Source organism: Cupriavidus mimosae (assembly GCF_023952485.1).
GTDB lineage: Bacteria > Pseudomonadota > Gammaproteobacteria > Burkholderiales > Burkholderiaceae > Cupriavidus > Cupriavidus taiwanensis_C.
In genome coordinates this window covers 134,872-150,957 of record NZ_JALHRY010000010.1, presented here as the reverse complement: position 1 = coordinate 150,957, position 16,086 = coordinate 134,872, and the positions used below count along the sequence as shown (strand labels likewise).

Sequence of the window (16,086 nt, the reverse complement as noted above, 5' to 3'; positions counted from 1 at the left end):
CGTGTCAGCCGGCCGCGTCCAGGCGCGCCACCGCCCGCTTCAGCCGCGCCACGCCTTCGGCGATCTGCTCCGGCGCCGCGCCAGCGAACGAGAGCCGGAACGCGGGCCGTGCGCGGCGCCGCGCGTAGAAGCCGGCCCCGGGTACGAACAACACCTTTTCGGCGATCGCATGCGGCAGCAGCGCGGCGGCATCGTCGACGCCCTCCAGCGCAGCCCACAGGAACATGCCGCCAGCCGGCAAGGCAAAGCGGATCCGCTCGCCGAAGGCCTGCCACAGCGCCTGGGCCAGCCGGTCGCGCTTGTCGCGGTAGAACGCGATCTCGCGCTCCACCTGCGCCGGCAGCCGCCCGTCCGCCAGGTATTGCGCGACCGCCAGCTGGATCCACGGCGGCGTGCAGAGATCCGACACCTGCTTGGCAATCACCGCGCGGCGGATGATTTCCGGAGCGGCCACCATCCAGCCGATGCGCAGGCCCGGCGCGAGCGTCTTCGACAGGCTGGCCAGGTGCACCAGCCACGGACGGGCGCCGGGCACCTGGTCGCTCAGCGCCAGCAGCGACGGCGGCGCGGCGCCGTCGAAACTCAGCGCGCCATAGGGATCGTCTTCGACCAGCACCACCTGGTGCCGCGCCGCCAGCTCCAGCAGGCGCAGCCGGCGCGCGGGCGACAGCGTGGCGCCGGTCGGGTTGGCAAAGCTCGGCACCGTGTAGATCAGCCGCGGGCGCGCCGCGCCGTCGGCCAGCATCGCCGCGAGCGCGTCGACGTCCATGCCGTGCTGGTCGGAAGGCACGCCGCACACGTCGGCACCCGCCAGCCGCAGCGCCTGCAATGTCGCCGAATAGGTCGGCTCCTCGACCAGCACCACGCTGCCCGGCTCGACCAGCGCGCGCACCAGGAAATCGAAGCCCTGCTGCGAGCCGCTGGTGACCAGCAGCTGGTCCCGGGTCATAGCGGCACCGCGCCCGGCCATCAGCATCACGAGGGCGTCGCGCAGCGCGGGCGCGCCTTCGGTGGCGCCGTACTGCAGGCATTCGGCGGGCCGCTCGCGCAGCGCCTGCGCGGACGCGGCGCCGATGCCGTCGGCATCGAACAGCGCGGCCGACGGATAGCCGCCCGCGAAGGAGATCATCTCCGGATCCGACAGGTACTTGAACAGCTCGCGGATCGGCGAGCCTTCCGGCTCGCGCAGCGCGGGAACGAACGGGTAGGCGACGGTCATGGTCGGCTCGGCGTCAGCATGCCGCGGCGGTCATCTTGAAGATGCCCTGCGCATTGCCGGCATCGAAACCGAGGTCGGTGCGCGTGACCGCCTGCGCGTCATCGACGTAGCGGTCGCGGGTGATGAACTCGTAGAACGAGCCCGGCACCTCGCGCACCACCTCGGCGCCGTCCGCGCCGACAAAGGCGCGGCGCACCGGGTCGGCGCGGAACGCGGTCTGGCGCACGCGGCCGCTGCGCGACACCTCCACCTTGTCCTTGATCGGCCGGCCCAGGCGCTTCTGCGCCTCGGCCAGGGCGAACACGTCTTCGACGCGGTCGGTAGCGTGGTTGAAGGCATTGCCCTCGGTGGCGATCCACGCCATCTCGGCCGATTCGGCAAGCAGGGCCTCGTAATCGGCCAGCCGCGGCGCAGCGTGATGGCGCTCGAAGCAGCGCGCCAGCGCACCGATCAGCTCGCCGGCATCCGCCAGCGGCAACGAGCCTTCGCGCTCGAGCTCCCACAGCAGTGCCTGCGCGCGCGGCGTCAGCGGATCGACCGAAGTTTCCAGCACGCGGCTGACGGCCTGCTGGAAGCCTTCGCTGAAACGCTCCGGGTGCAGTTCGCTGACAAAGAACTGCGCGATCTCTTCCGGCGCGTCTTCATGCGCGTACGAGCGCCCGGTCATGCCGATGCGGTCGAGCGGATAGGTGCCGTTCAGGCGGTAGCCCAGCGGCCGCAGGATGCGCGTGAAGGCGGCCTCGCCGGCTGGCAGCGCGCCGTGGCCGGACCAGCGCACGGTGCGCAGCGCGCCATGGTCGAAGTGGACCTTGCCGCCCGCAGCGGCCACGTCTTCGGTGTAGGCCTTGCCGGTCGGCACGCGCTCGAGGATGCCGGCGAACAGCACCAGGTTCAGCGCATGGGCAATCTCCGCGCGCGACGGGCGCCCGGCTGCGCCGGCCGGCAGCTGCGTGGGCGCGCTCACCAGCGCGGACAGGCGCTCGGCGCCGATGGCGCCAAGGTGCAGGGAAACGAGTGAGTTGATGTTATTGCTCATGATGCAGGTAGGGCTCATCGGCCGGATAACGAGATGGAAATCAATGACGGCTTTCAGTCCACCGAAGCGCCGGACAGGCGCACGATCTCGCCCCACTTCTGGCGGTCTTTCTTCAGCACCTCGGCGAAGGCTTCGGGAGTGCTCGGCGCGGGTTCCGCGCCGAGGTCGCGCATGCGGGACTGCACGGCGGGATCGCCGAGCGCGCGCGCCAGGTCCTGGCTGATCTTCTGCGCCACCGCGCTGGACACGCCGCGCGGCGCCAGCAGGCCGAACCACGGGCTGGCGTCGAAGCCCGGCACCGGACCGGCGGCGGCCACGGTCGGCACATTGGGCAGCGCCGACGAGCGCGCCGGCGTGGTCACCGCCAGCGCCTTGAGCTTGCCGGAGCGCACGAACGGCAGCGATGCCGGCAGGTTATCGAACATCACGTCGACGCTGCCGCCCATCAGGTCGGCAATCGCCGGGCTGCTGCCCTTGTAGGCGACGTGGCTCATCTCGGTGCCGGTCATGCGCTGGAACAGCTCGCCGGCCAGGTGCGTCGAGGTGCCGTTGCCCGCCGACGCCATGTTGACGCGCTTCGGGTTGGCCTTCAGGTAGGCGATGAACTCGGCCAGCGTCTGCACGTGCGCGCGCTCGGCAAAGGCCGGCGACAGCACCACCACGTTGGGCACGCGCGCCACCATCGTCACCGGCGCGAAATCAGCCACGGCGTCATAGGGCAGCTTCTTGTACAGGGTGGGATTGATGCCGAACTCGCCCACCGAGCCCATCAGCAGCGTATAGCCGTCGGCGGTGGACTTGGCGGCGACGCCGGTGCCCACGATGCCGCCCGCACCGGGCCGGTTCTCCACCAGCACCGGTTGCTTCCATTGCAGCGCGAGCCGTTCGCCGACCAGCCGCGCCACCATGTCGGTGGTGCCGCCCGGCGGGTACGGCACGATGATGCGGACGGGCTTGGCGGGGAAATCCTCGGCGGCGACGATGCCGGATAGGGTCATGCCAAAGGCGAAAGTGCCGGCGGCCAGCGCGCTGAACAAGCGTTTCATTGTTGTTTTCCTGTCTACCTGATGGTTGTCGTTATGGCAGTGCCGCGATGGTGGGGGCCGCGGTACCAGGGCTGAATCATTTCTCATCAAGTCCGCCGGTTCAAGCGAGATTTCGGTATAGGATGATGACTTTATGTCATCAACCACCGTTCCCTTCCCGCGATGCGGCAACGCCTTCCCAGCCTTTCCAGCCTGCGCGCCTTCGAAGCCGCCGCGCTGCACCTCAACCTGCGCCGCGCCGCCGCTGACCTGTTCATCACGGAAAGCGCGGTATCGCGCCAGATTGCCGCGCTGGAAAGCCTGCTCGGCGTGCAATTGTTTCACCGCGCCAACCAGCGCATCACGCTGACCGCGGCGGGAGCGCTCTACAGCGTCCAGGTGCGCGAGATGCTGCGCAAGCTGCAGCGCGACACGCTGGAGGTGATGGCGCACGAAGGCGCGGGCGGCACCGTCGAGCTGGCATGCGTGCCGACCCTTGCGGTCGAATGGCTGATCCCGCGCCTGCCCGACTTCTACGCGCGCCATCCCCAGGTGGTGGTCAATATCAGCGCGCAGTCGGACGTGTTCCTGTTCGACGGCACGCCCTACGATGCGGCGATCCACTTCGGCGAAGCGGTCTATCCCGGCGCCCGGGCGGATCTGTTGTTCGGCGAGGAATCCGTGGCGGTGTGCCACCCGCAGCTGTTCGGCCGCAAGAAGCGCCTTGACGCGAGCGACATCGCGCATGCGCCGCTGCTGCACCTGGCCACGCGCAGTTTCGGCTGGAAGCAATGGATGGAGGCTGCCGGCATCGACGACGTCAACGCCATGCGCGGGGCCCGCTTCGACCACCACAGCATGGTGATCGCCGCGGCGCGGGCCGGCCTGGGCATCGGCCTGGTGCCGCGTTTCCTGGTGGAAGAGTATCTGGCGAGCGGGCAACTGGTGAGCCCCGTGGCCCGCTCGCTGCGCTCCACCAGCGCGTATTACCTGGTCCAGCCCGATACGCGCCCGATGAGCCATGCCATGCAGCATCTGCGCGCGTGGCTGCTGGAGGCGGCGTCGGCATTTGCCGAGGGCCAGGGCGTGGGTGCTGCCGGCCCCAAGTCAGCCGCGCGGGATTGAAGGCTGCAGGCGTGCGCGGCCTACCCCTTTTCCCCGCGCCACACCCGCTGCAGTTCCCACGCCGGCGCCTCGCCCGCCGGCTGCGGCAAGGCCTGGGCCTCGGCCAGCATGGCGCCGGCCTGCGCCTGCAGCTTGTCGAGGCAGCGCGACAGCACCCGCGCCTCTTCGGCCGTCAGGCAGGCGGCCAGCTGCGTATTGAAGTCGCGCGCTTGCGCAAAGGCGGTGCGGTAAACCGCCGCGCCCTCCTCCGTCAGCGTGAACGCGGCCGCACGCCGGTCCTGCGCGCGCGTTTCCCGGCGCACCAGGCCGCGTTCCACCAGCGCGTGCACGGCGCGGCTGGCCAGCACCTTGTCGAGGCCGGCGCTCTCCGCCAGTTCGGTCAGCCGCGTGCCGGGCTGCTCCCCCAGGAAGGAAATCATGCGCCATTCGCGCCGCGTCACGCCCGCCCGCGCGCGCAGGTGCAGCGCGGCCGCGCCCAGTGCGACCCGGTTCAGATGGTAGACCCGGTAATTGATGAAATCGGCCAGCCGCTGCGGCCGCTGTAGACGGCTGCCACCCTTGTCGTGTGCCATGCCACACCCGCGATTTAGTTGACTTTGTCAATTATATCGACGGGTGTTAGCTTCCCGTCCATGCCGGCCGCCGGCGCACAACAGACAGGAGACACCGTGAGCCCCCGCAATTTCCTTCCCCGCCTTGCCGCCTGCCTGCTGGCCGTCGCCGCAGCCGGGTCCGCGCCGGCCAGCGCCCAGTCAGACCGGCCGCTGCGCATCCTGGTGGGCTACCCCGCCGGGGGCACCGCCGACCTGGCCGCGCGCCTGGTCGGCGACAAGCTGCGCGAGACCCTGAACCAGACCGTGGTGATCGAGAACAAGCCCGGCGCCGGCGGGCGGCTGGTGATGGACTATGCGCGCACGCAGCCCGCCGATGGCAATACGCTGGTGGTGGCCAACTCCGCGGTGATGACCATCGCGCCGCTGGTCTACCGCAAGCTCAACTACGATATCCAGCGCGATTTCACGCCGGTGGCGCAGGCCGCGAACTTCCAGCTTGCGCTGGCCACCGGCCCGGGCAGCCCCGCGCGCACCCTCAAGGACTACGTGGCATGGCTCAAGGCCGGGGCGCAGAACAACTCCTACGCCTCGCCCGCGCTCGGCAGCATTCCGCATTTCTTCGGGCTGATGATCGGCAAGCAGGTGGGCGTGGACATGCTGCACGTGCCGTTCAACGGCTCGGCGCCGCTGATGAGCGCACTGGTCGGCGGCCAGGTGCCGGCCTCGGTCGACACCCTGGCTGACCTGACCGAGATGCACCGCGCCGGCAAGATCCGCGTGCTGGCAACCTCGGGCACGCACCGTTCGGTGGCGCTGCCGGACGTGCCCACCTTTACGGAACTCGGCTACCAGGGCATCGAGGGCGAAGGCCGCTATGGCGTGCTGGCCCCCGCCGGCACGCCGCGCGCGGCGCTGGAGCGGCTCAACGCCGCCATCGTCAAGGCGGTGCAGTCGCCCGACGTGCGCGCCAAGTTCCTGAAGCTCGGGCTCGAACCCGCCACCGGCCCCGCCGAGGCCTTCGCCGGGGTGCTGAAGGCCGACGCCGCCAAATGGGCGCCCGTGGTCAAGGCCTCGGGCTATACCGGCGACTGACACCTCCAGCCGGCTTCCCGCAACCTTCCCGACCATGACGATCCGCAATACCCTCTTCATCATGTGCGACCAGCTGCGGCGCGACCATCTCGGTTGCTACGGGCACCCGACGCTGCGCACGCGCAATATCGATGCCCTGGCCGCGCGCGGCGTGCGCTTCGACCGCGCCTATGTCACCTCCGGCGTCTGCGGACCCAGCCGCATGAGCTTCTATACCGGCCGCTACGTCAGCAGCCACGGCGCCACCTGGAACCGCGTGCCGCTGTCGGTCGGTGAAGTCACGCTGGGCGAATACCTGAAGGACAGCGGCCGCGCGCTGGCGCTGGCGGGCAAGACCCATGTGATGCCCGACAACGCGAACCTGAAGCGGCTGCACCTGGACGGCGGCACCGAGCTGGAGACGCTGCTGCGCAGCGGCCACTTCACCGAAGTCGATCGCCACGACGGCCATCACGCCGAGCCGCGCAGCGCCTATGCCGACTGGCTGCGCCGGCAAGGCTACGACAGCGCCGACCCGTGGACCGACTACGTGATCAGCGCGGAGAATGCGCGCGGCGAGATCGTCTCGGGCTGGCACATGCGCAATGCCGGGCTGCCCGCGCGCGTGGCCGAGCCGCATTCCGAGACCGCCTACACCGTCGGCCAGGCCATGCAGTACATCGCGGCGCGCGGCGACGATCCGTGGGTGCTGCACCTGTCGCTGGTCAAGCCGCACTGGCCCTACCTCGCGCCCGCGCCGTACCACGCCGCTTATTCGCTGGACGATTGCCTGCCGCTGCAGCGCCACGACGCCGAACTCGAAGACCCGCATCCGGTGCTGTCGGCGTATCGCACGCAGGAGGAATGCGCCAACTTCATGCGCGCCGAAGTCTCGGACACGGTGCGCCCGGCTTACCAGGGCCTGATCCAGCAGATCGATGACCGGCTCGGCCTGTTGTGGGAACAGCTGGAACGGCTGGGCCGCTGGGACGACACGCTGATCGTCTTCACCGCCGACCATGGCGACTTCCTGGGCGACCACTGGCTGGGCGAGAAGGAACAGTTCTACGACACCGTGCAGAACATCCCGCTGATCGTCTACGACCCTTCTTCGCAGGCCAATGCCACCCGCGGCACCGCGCAAGACAGCCTGGTCAGCGCGGTCGACGTGGTGCCGACGGTGCTGGATGCGCTGGGGCTGCCGCCGGCCGACCACCGCGTCGAAGGCCGCTCGCTGCTGGACCTGACGCGCGCCACCGAGCGCGACGGTGCCGGTGCGTGGCGCGATGCCGTGGTCTCCGAGCTGGACTATGCCTACCGCGGCGCGCGCGTCGCGCTGGGCCGCCATCCCGGCGCATGCCGTGCCTGGATGGTGCGCGACGCGCGCTGGAAATACGTGCACTGGCAGGGCTTCCGGCCGCAGCTGTTCGACCTGCACAACGATCCACAGGAGTACTTCGACCTGGGCGCCGACCCCGGCCATGATGCCGTGCGCAGTGCCATGCGGTTACGCCTGCTGGACTGGTTCTGCACGCTCAAGCCGCGCGTGACGGTGACCAACGAAGAGGTCGCGGCCAAAACTAATGTGTACAAGCAGGCCGGCGTGTTCTTCGGCGTCTGGTAACCGGATCCCTGCCGCATCAGGCCGGCGAGGCCAGCGCCGGTTGCCTGAAAAAGTTGCACGGTTTGCCTGTCGATACTGCAACCGTGTGCCGCGGCCGGCATCTCACGCCGCATCTGGCGGTGCCTGCGGCCAAGACCCCGGCGGCGGTCCGGATGGCGTATCCCTTGCAACAGGTGCCGGAGGGCCCTGTGTTCGGGCCGGCAACCGGAGCGATCATGAAGAACATCTGGATCCTGGTGGCGGATGAATCCGTCGCCCGCATCTTTGCCTCGCACGGCGACAGCGCGCCGCTGGAAGTCGTCGAGGAAATCACCGACGCGGCCGCCCATGCCGACCGCGCCGACCTGCGCCGCGACGCCTATGGCCGGCGTGGCCACGCCGCCGCCCAGGGCGACGCGGGGCACCCCGGCGCCCATCAGGTGGGGCCGTCGACGGTCACGTCGTCGGCGGGCGAGGACGAGCTGCACCAGGAAGCGCAGCTGTTTGCGCGGCGCGTGGCCGATTACCTCGATGATGCGCGCAACAAGCAACGCTTCGATGAACTGGCGCTGATTGCGGCGCCGCGCTTCCTGGGTCTGTTGCGCAAGACCCTGCCGCCGGGAGTCACCGATGTGATCACCCGGGAAATCGACAAAGACTTCAAGAACGTGGCCAACAACGACCTGCAGCAGCGGCTGGCCGATGAGGGCATCGTGCCGGCGCGGCGCGACGAACGCGTCAATACCGGCCGCGACCGTTAGCGGGAGGGCCTGACCACGCAGCCGCCCGTGCCGACACAGGCGGCTGCGCCGCGGTCAACGGGCGGTGCCTGAGCCGCTGGCGGCGCCACTGCTGCCGCTGGAGGTACCGCTCGGGCTGGTGGTGCTGGTCGCACCGGAAGTACCGGTGGACGTGCCGGCGCCAGGCGTGGTGCGGCTGCGGTTCTGTTCCGTCACCGACCCCGATCCGGACAGCGAGCCGGAGCCGGTGGTGCTGCCGGTGGCTGTGCACCCCGCCAGGATGCCAAGTGCGAGCAAGGCTGTGCCGATGCGTAAGGGTGTTTTCATGTTGTCCTCCATCTGGCAGGTTGGCGGCAAGCCTTGCTGCATGGCGCAGCCTGCCGGCGGGGCGCCGATGGCGCCGCTGCGCAGGAGAAGACGCAACTGACGTACCAGATTGGGGTGGGTGAGTGCAGCGCTGCGGCGCTGCGGGCACGGCCGGGCAGCGGGCCTGCGCCGCAGTAAGAAGTACGTGCGGCCGGTAAAAGTTACCGTGCGGGTACCTGGGCAAAAGCCGATCGGCGCGCGCTTGCCGGCGCTGGCTGCAATCGCCGGCCGCCGCGCCGGCACTTTAGCGCGTCAGCGTCCACTTGTAGGCATAGCGGTCCGGCCGGAACAGCAGGTCGGCGCAGAACAGCGGCGTGCCTTCGATGTCGTAAGGCGTGCAGCGCAGGCGCAACAGCGGCAGCCCTTCGGCGACGCCGAGCTTGCGGGCCACGTCGGCCGGCGCCGGGATCGCGCTGGCCTCCATCGCCACGTCGCGAAAGCGATACCCCAGCCGACTTTCGAACAGCGCCATGGCGTCGTTGGTCTCGACATCTTCCTGCACCAGGCGGCGCATCAGCGGCTCGGGCCCCATCAGGTTGAAATACGCGACCGCCACGTCGTCCCAGTAGCGCACCGTGGCCACGCTCAGCACCTTCTCGCCCGGCTGCAGGCTCAGCGCCGCGGCCACATGGGGCGGCGCCCGCAACAGGCGCACCGACGCCAGCTTGCCGTAGGCCAGCTGGCCCCGCGCCCGCCCGGTTTCATAGAAACCGGTGAGCGCGCCCAGGCTGGGGGTATCGGCCGGCCGCGTCACGAAACTGCCCTTGCCATTCACTTTCTCGATCAGGCCGGCGTTGTGCAGGCCGGACAAGGCCTGCCGCACGGTGATGCGGCTGACGCCGAATTCGGTCATCAGCTCTGCCTCGGACGGCAACTTGGCGCCCGGGCCGAAGGTGTTGCTGGCGATTCGCTGGCGAATCTCGCTTTCGATCTCTTTGAACCTGGGCAGCGCCACGTGTGTCCCGCCCCCGCGGGCGGCTCCGAACTGAGTGATGCGGATTAATGAGGCGGATTAATGATGCGGATTAATGAGGCGGATTATACCTATCATGACAGGTGTCGTCATAACCTATTGACCTGTTATAACAGGTAATGGCAGTATCCGTCGTCACCAGCGCTCTGCGCCCCACCCATCACCGCGTGCTGGCAACACAGGAGACAACTCAATTGGAAACCAGGGCAAAAGACACCGTCGGCGCGCCGGCGGAGTTCGACTACATCGTCATCGGCGCGGGATCGGCGGGCTGTGCCGTGGCCGGGCGCCTGGCCGAGGACGCCAGTGTCACGGTGGCGCTGCTCGAGGCGGGACCGCATGACCATCACTACGCGATCTGGGCGCCGGTCGGCATCGCCGCCGTGGTGCCCAGGGCGGGGCCGCGCAACTATGCCTACTACACCGAGCCCCAGGCGGGGCTGAACGGCCGCCGCTCCTATCAGCCGCGCGGGCGTGGCCTGGGCGGCAGCTCCTCGATCAACGGCATGGTCTATATCCGCGGCCACCGGCGCGACTATGACGACTGGGCCGCGCTGGGCTGCCGCGGCTGGGGCTTCGACGACGTGCTGCCCTACTTCCGCCGCAGCGAGCGCAATCCCCGCCTGGGCGGCAAACAGGATTTGCTGCACGGCGACGACGGTCCGCTGCACGTCAGCGACCTGCGCTCGCCCAACCCGTTCGCGCAGCGCTTCGTCGAGGCCGCGATGCAGGCCGGGCTGCCGCGCAACGACGACTTCAACGGCCCCACCCAGGAGGGCGCTGGCCTGTACCAGGTGACGCAGCGAAACGGCGAGCGCTGGAACGCGGCGCGTGCCTACCTGCACAGCGGCAACGCGGCCGACGCCGCGCTGAACGGTGGCCGCCGCGGGCTGGCGGTGATGACCGATACGCAGGCGCTGCGCATCCTGTTCGACGGCAAGCGCGCCACCGGCGTGGAGGTGGTCCGTGGCGGCACGGTGCAGGTGCTGCGCGCGCGGCGCGAGATCGTGCTCAGCGGCGGCGCCTTCAACTCGCCGCAGCTGCTGCTGGCCTCGGGCATCGGCCCGGCCGCGCACCTGCGCGAGATTGGCATCGACGTGGTCCACGAACTGCCTGGCGTGGGCGAGAACCTGCAGGACCACCTCGACATCATCGTCAACAAGCAGCTGCAGACCACCGAGCTGTTCGGCAAGACCGGCCGCGGCATGCTGCGGCTGGCGCGCGAGGTGATGCGCTACCGGCGCACGCGCACCGGCATGGTGACATCGAATATCGCCGAGGCCGGCGCGTTCCTGCGCACCCGGCCCGAACTCGAGATGCCCGACGTGCAGCTGCACTTCGCGGTGGCGCTGCTGGGCAACCGCAACCTGGGCAATCTCGGTCATGGCTACTCCTGCCATGCCTGCGTGCTGCGCCCCAAGAGCCGCGGCCATGTGCGCCTGCGCAGCGGCGACACGCGCGAAGCGCCGCTGATCGATCCGCGCTTCCTCTCAGCCGGGGAAGACATGGCCGGCATGGTCGAGGGGGTGCGCGCGATCCGCCGCATCTTCGCCCAGCCGGCGCTGGCGCAGCACGGCGGGCGCGAGGTCCTGACCGACACATTCGGGCCCGACAGCAGCAACGAGGCGGCGATCCAGGACTTCGTGCGCAACCATGCCGATACGGTTTACCACCCGGTCGGCACCTGCAAGATGGGTGTCGACGGCATGGCCGTGGTCGACCCGGAACTGCGCGTGCGCGGCGTGCAGGGCCTGCGCGTCGCCGACGCCTCGATCATGCCGACCCTGGTCGGCGGCAACACCAACGCGCCGGCCATCATGATCGGCGAAAAGGCCGCGGACCTGATCAGGGCCGCCTACCGCTGAGCCCCAGCCCGACCAGGCACAACCCACCAAGGAGACAACCATGCAAGCCGCCGCACCCGCCACCATCAGCCCGCAAGCCTACCGCGCGCTGGAGCAAGAGCCCTTTCCCTTCACCGTGCGCCGCTGCACGCCGACCATCGGCGCCGAGGTCGAGGGCATCGATTTCCGCGAGACCCTCGACCACGACAACTATCTCTCGCTGCGCCGCGCGCTGCTGAAGTACAAGGTCCTGTTTTTCCGCAAGCAGGCCATCACGCCGGCCCAGCACGTTGCCGTGGCGCGGCGCTTCGGCGAGCTGGAAGTCCACCCGATGTTCACCAACCATCCGGAGCACCCGGAACTGGTGGTGTTCGGCCGCAACGACAAGACCCGCGGCCGCGAGAACCTGTACCACTCCGACGTGTCGTGGCGCGAGATTCCGTCGATGGGCTCGATGCTGCGCTGCCTGGAGTGCCCCGAGGTGGGCGGCGACACCATCTGGATCAACATGGCCGCTGCCTACGACAACCTGCCGCAGGAGATGAAGGACCGCATCGCCAACCTGAAGGCGGTGCACGATGCCATGCCCGCGTTCGGCACCGCGCTGAGCGAGGAGAAGTATGCGGAGATGCGCGCCAAGTATCCGCCCATGGTGCACCCGGTGGTACGCACCCATCCGGAGACCGGCGAGAAGATCCTGTTCGTCAACGAGGCCTTCACCACGCACTTCGCCAACTTCGCCAAGGAACAGCCGTATCGCTTCGGCTCCGACTTCCGGCCGGCGGAACTGGACCTGATGCAGTACCTGTACCGCCAGGCCGCCGCACCCGAGTACCAGGTGCGGCTGCGCTGGCAGCCGGACACGATCGCGCTGTGGGACAACCGCTCCACGCAGCATTACGCCGTGCAGGACTACTTTCCCGCGGTGCGCCACATGAACCGCGCCACCATCATCGGCGACCGCCCGGTCTGAGCGGACGCCAATCCATCGAGGCAACCGGCATGCATATCGTCGACAAGTTCTATATCCACGGCAAATGGGTGCAGCCCGCCGAGGGCGCCACCCAGGCCGACATCATCGACCCGGCCACCGAAGCGGTGGCAGGCAGGCTCGCCATGGGCACCGCCGCGGACGTGGACCGCGCCGTGGCCGCCGCGCGCGAAGCCTTCCCGGCGTGGTCGCTATCCAACCGCGAAACCCGCATTGCGCTGCTCGAGCGCATCATCGCCGCCTACCAGGCGCGCATGCCCGACCTGGCGCAGGCGGTGCGCCAGGAGATCGGCGCACCGATCACGCTGGCCACCAACCTGCAGGCAGCGATCGGGCTGGGGCAATTGCAGGCGACATTGCAGGCGCTGCGCGACTTTGCTTTCGAAAGCCCGCGCGGCAAGAGCCTGGTGCTGCGCGAGGCCATCGGCGTGGCGGCGCTGATCACGCCGTGGAACTGGCCGCTGAACCAGATCGCGGCCAAGGTGGCGCCGGCGCTGGCGGCGGGGTGCACCGTGGTGCTCAAGCCCTCTGAGATCGCGCCGCTGGACGCGCAGATCTTCGCCGAGATCATGGATGCCGCCGGCACGCCGCCGGGCGTGTTCAACATGCTCTATGGCGAAGGTCGCGTGGTGGGCTCCGCCCTGTCGTCGCACCGCGATGTCGACATGGTGTCGATCACCGGCTCGACCCGCGCCGGGGTGGAAGTGGCCATCAGCGCCGCGCCCACGGTCAAGCGCGTGGCGCAGGAGTTGGGCGGCAAGTCGCCGCTGATCGTGCTGGACGACGCCGATCTGCAGGCCGCGGTGACCAGCGGCGTGGCCCAGTGCATGGTCAACTCCGGCCAGACCTGCGTGGCCCCCACGCGCGTGCTGGTGCCGCGCGCACGCTACGAGGAAGCGGTGCAGATCGCGGCGGCGGTGGCCAATGCGGTCAAGGTCGGCGATCCGTCCGATCCCGACACCAAGATGGGCCCGATATCAAACCGCGGCCAGTACGATAAGGTGCAGCGCCTGATCGGCGTCGGCATCGAGGAAGGCGCCCGGCTGGCCGCCGGCGGCCCAGGCCGCCCCGACGGCCTGGCGCGCGGCTTCTATGCCCGCCCGACCATCTTTGCCGATGTGCGCAACGACATGACCATCGCCCGCGAAGAAATCTTCGGGCCGGTGCTGTGCCTGCTGCCGTATGACAGCGAAGAGGAAGCCGTGACGATCGCCAACGACACGGAGTTTGGCCTGGCCGCCTATATCGCCTCGTCCGACCCGGCGCGGGCGCGCAGGCTGGCGGCGCGGCTGCGCGCCGGTAACGTGCGCATCAACGGCGCGATGATGGATATCACCGCGCCCTTCGGCGGCTACAAGACTTCCGGCAACGGCCGCGAGTACGGCCCCGAAGGCATCGCCGAGTTCCTCGAGACCAAGACCGTGACGGGCTGAAGTCGCCCGGTCGCCCCGACCCTGCCATGCACCGCCCGGCGGCCAGCGCAATGCCGGCCGCCGGGCGGTGTCGTTTGCGCGGCGCATGCAGGCGCGCTGCCGCGCTTGTCTGACACCGGCAGGCGGCGGCGTCCGACAGTCCAACGCCGGCCGGAACGCTATCTTCGAGGGTAGCGCCAGGCCTTTTGCCGAAGCGCCCGGCTATGTCGACCGTTCCCGATCCTACCGCCCCAGGGCTGCCGCCAGCGCAGCCCGTCCCGCAACTGACCGACGATGGCCGCCCTGCAGGCGCCGCCGCGGAGCCGTCCACGCCAGCGCCCGCGCTGCTGACCGAGGCCGCCGTTGCCGGCGCGCTGCATCGCGCCAGCACCGCGCTGATGGTGCTGGCGGTGCTGTTCTCGCTGTACGCCGTGCACGTGGCGCGCGACTTCCTGGTGCCGGTGGTGATCGCGGTGGTGATGGCCTACCTGCTCGATCCGCTGGTGTGCGCGCTGCAGCGGCTGGGGCTGGCGCGCTCGGTAGCCAGCACCATGGTGCTGCTGGCGCTGCTCGCCGCCCTGCTCAGCGGCGCCTACCTGCTGCAAGGTCAGGTCGAGTCGATGGTCAACAGCCTGCCGGAGATGGCCAGCAAGCTGTCGCGATCCGTCGGCGCGCTGCTCAGCGGCGACGACTCGATGTTGCAGAAGATACGCCGCGCCGCCACCGTGCTCAGCGGCACCGGCCAGCCGCCGCCGGCGCGCGGCACCCACGTTGTCGTGGAGCAGTCGGCGGGCCAGATCAACAACATGCTGCTGGCCGGCTCGGTCAGCATCTTCACCATGGCGGCGCAGGCGGTGGTGGTGGTGTTCCTTCTGTACTTCCTGATGCTTGCCGGCGATACCTTCAAGCGCAAGTTCATCAAGATGGTAGGCACCACTATCTCGGAAAAGAAGATCAGCGTGCACATGCTGGACGAGGTCAACCGCTCCATCCGCCGCTACATGGGGATGCTGCTGGTGACCAACGCCGGCCTGGGGGTGTGCACCTGGCTGCTGCTGAAATGGCTGGGGGTCGACAACGCCGGCAGCTGGTCGATCGCGGCGGCGGCGCTGCACCTGGTGCCCTACTTCGGCGCGCTGGCGATCGCGCTGTGCCTGGGCATGGTGACGTTCATGCAGTTCGGCACGCTGGGCATGGCCGCCGCCGCGGCCGGCGGCTCGCTGCTGATCGCCACGTTGATCGGTTCGGTCATCACCACGTGGATGACCGGCCGCATGGCGCGCATGAACGCCGTCGCGGTGTTCGTGGCGCTGCTGCTGTTCACGTGGCTGTGGGGCGTATGGGGAATGTTGCTCGCGATACCGCTGATTACCATCGCCAAGGTGGTGGCAGATCACATTGAAGGCATGGAAGTGGTGGCCGAGTTCCTTGGCGAGTAGCGTGCGTTCGCGCACCTGTCGCATCGAAACTGCGCCGCTATACTGAAACAGCGAATGCTGCACCACAGCATCACCGGCGCAGCCATCCGCGCGGAGGAAACCACCATGTCTCTATGCGACCTGTGCGAGTCGCAACTGGACCGCCCCGGCCATGTGCCGCCGCATCCGCAACTGGCGATCTCGGCGACGCTGCGCATGGCGAGCGGACAGAATGCGTTCGTGTACCGCTGCGGCCACTGCGGCCAGACACTGCTGCTTGCGTCCGACGACGGCGAAGCACCCGACCGCTGGACGCGCCTCGACGCCGACGGCTGGGGTTGATCTTGACCTTGACCTGGCGTCACGGCGCGGTTGATGCCGCCTTGATCCCGCACAAGACCGGGATCCGGAGGCGTCGACATAATGGGCCATCATGGCCAAGAAATTTCCCATCCATCCCAGCCATCCCGAGCGCATCTGCTGGGGCTGCGACCAATACTGCCCGGTCGACTCGATGCGCTGCGGCAACGGCTCCAGCCGCACCCAGCATCCCGTCGAACTGCTCGGCGACGACTGGCTCGAATGCGGCGACTGGGGCATCGAGGCGCCGTCCGCCAAGGCACCGTCCGGGACCACCCCCGGGTAGCGGGATTACAATCGTTGTCTCCGGCCCAACGACAAAGACCCGGCGCCACTGCCGGCATACACC

The 16,086-nt window shown here is 69.1% G+C and carries 16 protein-coding genes; 11 read left to right on the top strand and 5 right to left on the bottom strand.

Annotation, left to right across the window (positions count from 1 at the left end; genetic code table 11):
* Positions 1-4: 4 nt before the first annotated feature.
* The 3 genes from MKD50_RS19440 to MKD50_RS19430 are packed head-to-tail and all read right to left on the bottom strand — an operon-like array spanning position 5 to position 3,301.
* Positions 5-1,219, bottom strand: a complete 1,215-nt coding sequence (locus MKD50_RS19440) for an aminotransferase-like domain-containing protein (RefSeq protein ID WP_252668284.1) — start codon at positions 1,217-1,219, stop codon at positions 5-7.
* Positions 1,220-1,232: 13 nt separating this feature from the next.
* Positions 1,233-2,255 (bottom strand): DUF1338 domain-containing protein, encoded by a 1,023-nt coding sequence (locus tag MKD50_RS19435; RefSeq protein WP_252668282.1) that lies wholly within the window; start codon positions 2,253-2,255, stop codon positions 1,233-1,235.
* Positions 2,256-2,308: 53 nt separating this feature from the next.
* Complete coding sequence (locus MKD50_RS19430; protein ID WP_252668280.1) at positions 2,309-3,301, bottom strand: Bug family tripartite tricarboxylate transporter substrate binding protein; 993 nt, start codon at positions 3,299-3,301, stop codon at positions 2,309-2,311.
* Positions 3,302-3,463: 162 nt separating this feature from the next.
* Between MKD50_RS19430 and MKD50_RS19425 the strand changes: the two genes are divergently transcribed.
* Positions 3,464-4,405, top strand: a complete 942-nt coding sequence (locus MKD50_RS19425) for a LysR substrate-binding domain-containing protein (RefSeq protein ID WP_115700840.1) — start codon at positions 3,464-3,466, stop codon at positions 4,403-4,405.
* A 20-nt stretch (positions 4,406-4,425) separates the two neighbouring features.
* On the opposite strand, the gene MKD50_RS19420 is transcribed toward MKD50_RS19425, so the two are convergent.
* Positions 4,426-4,977: a MarR family winged helix-turn-helix transcriptional regulator gene (locus MKD50_RS19420; protein WP_115700842.1), complete on the bottom strand. Its 552-nt coding sequence runs from the start codon at positions 4,975-4,977 to the stop codon at positions 4,426-4,428.
* A gap of 96 nt (positions 4,978-5,073) precedes the next feature.
* Here MKD50_RS19420 and MKD50_RS19415 point away from each other — a divergent pair, with 96 nt between their 5' ends.
* The 4 genes from MKD50_RS19415 to MKD50_RS19400 all read left to right on the top strand — a co-directional run bounded on the left by MKD50_RS19415 (position 5,074) and on the right by MKD50_RS19400 (position 8,800).
* Entirely contained in the window at positions 5,074-6,051 is a 978-nt protein-coding gene (locus MKD50_RS19415) for a Bug family tripartite tricarboxylate transporter substrate binding protein (protein ID WP_252668278.1), read from the top strand.
* A gap of 34 nt (positions 6,052-6,085) precedes the next feature.
* The gene (locus tag MKD50_RS19410; RefSeq protein ID WP_240070751.1) at positions 6,086-7,654 is read left to right on the top strand and encodes a sulfatase-like hydrolase/transferase; all 1,569 of its coding nucleotides are present in this window, start codon (positions 6,086-6,088) and stop codon (positions 7,652-7,654) included.
* 215 nt (positions 7,655-7,869) lie between these two features.
* Positions 7,870-8,394 (top strand): host attachment protein, encoded by a 525-nt coding sequence (locus MKD50_RS19405; RefSeq protein ID WP_115700850.1) that lies wholly within the window; start codon positions 7,870-7,872, stop codon positions 8,392-8,394.
* A gap of 64 nt (positions 8,395-8,458) precedes the next feature.
* Positions 8,459-8,800, top strand: a complete 342-nt coding sequence (locus MKD50_RS19400; RefSeq protein WP_252668277.1) for a hypothetical protein — start codon at positions 8,459-8,461, stop codon at positions 8,798-8,800.
* Positions 8,801-8,983: 183 nt separating this feature from the next.
* Here MKD50_RS19400 and MKD50_RS19395 read toward each other — a convergent pair whose 3' ends face one another.
* Complete coding sequence (locus MKD50_RS19395; RefSeq protein ID WP_240070753.1) at positions 8,984-9,694, bottom strand: GntR family transcriptional regulator; 711 nt, start codon at positions 9,692-9,694, stop codon at positions 8,984-8,986.
* A gap of 212 nt (positions 9,695-9,906) precedes the next feature.
* Between MKD50_RS19395 and MKD50_RS19390 the strand changes: the two genes are divergently transcribed.
* From MKD50_RS19390 to MKD50_RS19365, 6 genes are all read left to right on the top strand, one after another.
* Positions 9,907-11,577, top strand: coding sequence for a GMC family oxidoreductase (locus MKD50_RS19390; protein ID WP_252668275.1), 1,671 nt, complete (start codon positions 9,907-9,909; stop codon positions 11,575-11,577).
* Between the two features lie 40 nt (positions 11,578-11,617).
* Complete coding sequence (locus MKD50_RS19385) at positions 11,618-12,529, top strand: TauD/TfdA dioxygenase family protein (RefSeq protein ID WP_252668272.1); 912 nt, start codon at positions 11,618-11,620, stop codon at positions 12,527-12,529.
* 29 nt (positions 12,530-12,558) lie between these two features.
* Positions 12,559-13,980 (top strand): aldehyde dehydrogenase family protein, encoded by a 1,422-nt coding sequence (locus tag MKD50_RS19380; protein ID WP_252668270.1) that lies wholly within the window; start codon positions 12,559-12,561, stop codon positions 13,978-13,980.
* 203 nt (positions 13,981-14,183) lie between these two features.
* Positions 14,184-15,398: an AI-2E family transporter gene (locus MKD50_RS19375; protein ID WP_252668268.1), complete on the top strand. Its 1,215-nt coding sequence runs from the start codon at positions 14,184-14,186 to the stop codon at positions 15,396-15,398.
* A 105-nt stretch (positions 15,399-15,503) separates the two neighbouring features.
* Entirely contained in the window at positions 15,504-15,719 is a 216-nt protein-coding gene (locus MKD50_RS19370; protein ID WP_115702522.1) for a hypothetical protein, read from the top strand.
* A gap of 91 nt (positions 15,720-15,810) precedes the next feature.
* On the top strand, positions 15,811-16,023 hold the full coding sequence (locus MKD50_RS19365; protein WP_115682572.1) for a DUF3079 domain-containing protein: 213 nt from the start codon (positions 15,811-15,813) through the stop codon (positions 16,021-16,023).
* The last annotated feature ends 63 nt before the right edge of the window (positions 16,024-16,086 follow it).

Coding starts and splice junctions, on each gene's coding strand:
- MKD50_RS19440 (WP_252668284.1), bottom strand. CDS start 1,219: ATGACCGTCGCCTACCCGTTCGTTCCCGCGCTGCGCGAGCCGGAAGGC.
- MKD50_RS19435 (WP_252668282.1), bottom strand. CDS start 2,255: ATGAGCAATAACATCAACTCACTCGTTTCCCTGCACCTTGGCGCCATC.
- MKD50_RS19430 (WP_252668280.1), bottom strand. CDS start 3,301: ATGAAACGCTTGTTCAGCGCGCTGGCCGCCGGCACTTTCGCCTTTGGC.
- MKD50_RS19425 (WP_115700840.1), top strand. CDS start 3,464: ATGCGGCAACGCCTTCCCAGCCTTTCCAGCCTGCGCGCCTTCGAAGCC.
- MKD50_RS19420 (WP_115700842.1), bottom strand. CDS start 4,977: ATGGCACACGACAAGGGTGGCAGCCGTCTACAGCGGCCGCAGCGGCTG.
- MKD50_RS19410 (WP_240070751.1), top strand. CDS start 6,086: ATGACGATCCGCAATACCCTCTTCATCATGTGCGACCAGCTGCGGCGC.
- MKD50_RS19405 (WP_115700850.1), top strand. CDS start 7,870: ATGAAGAACATCTGGATCCTGGTGGCGGATGAATCCGTCGCCCGCATC.
- MKD50_RS19385 (WP_252668272.1), top strand. CDS start 11,618: ATGCAAGCCGCCGCACCCGCCACCATCAGCCCGCAAGCCTACCGCGCG.
- MKD50_RS19380 (WP_252668270.1), top strand. CDS start 12,559: ATGCATATCGTCGACAAGTTCTATATCCACGGCAAATGGGTGCAGCCC.
- MKD50_RS19375 (WP_252668268.1), top strand. CDS start 14,184: ATGTCGACCGTTCCCGATCCTACCGCCCCAGGGCTGCCGCCAGCGCAG.
- MKD50_RS19370 (WP_115702522.1), top strand. CDS start 15,504: ATGTCTCTATGCGACCTGTGCGAGTCGCAACTGGACCGCCCCGGCCAT.
- MKD50_RS19365 (WP_115682572.1), top strand. CDS start 15,811: ATGGCCAAGAAATTTCCCATCCATCCCAGCCATCCCGAGCGCATCTGC.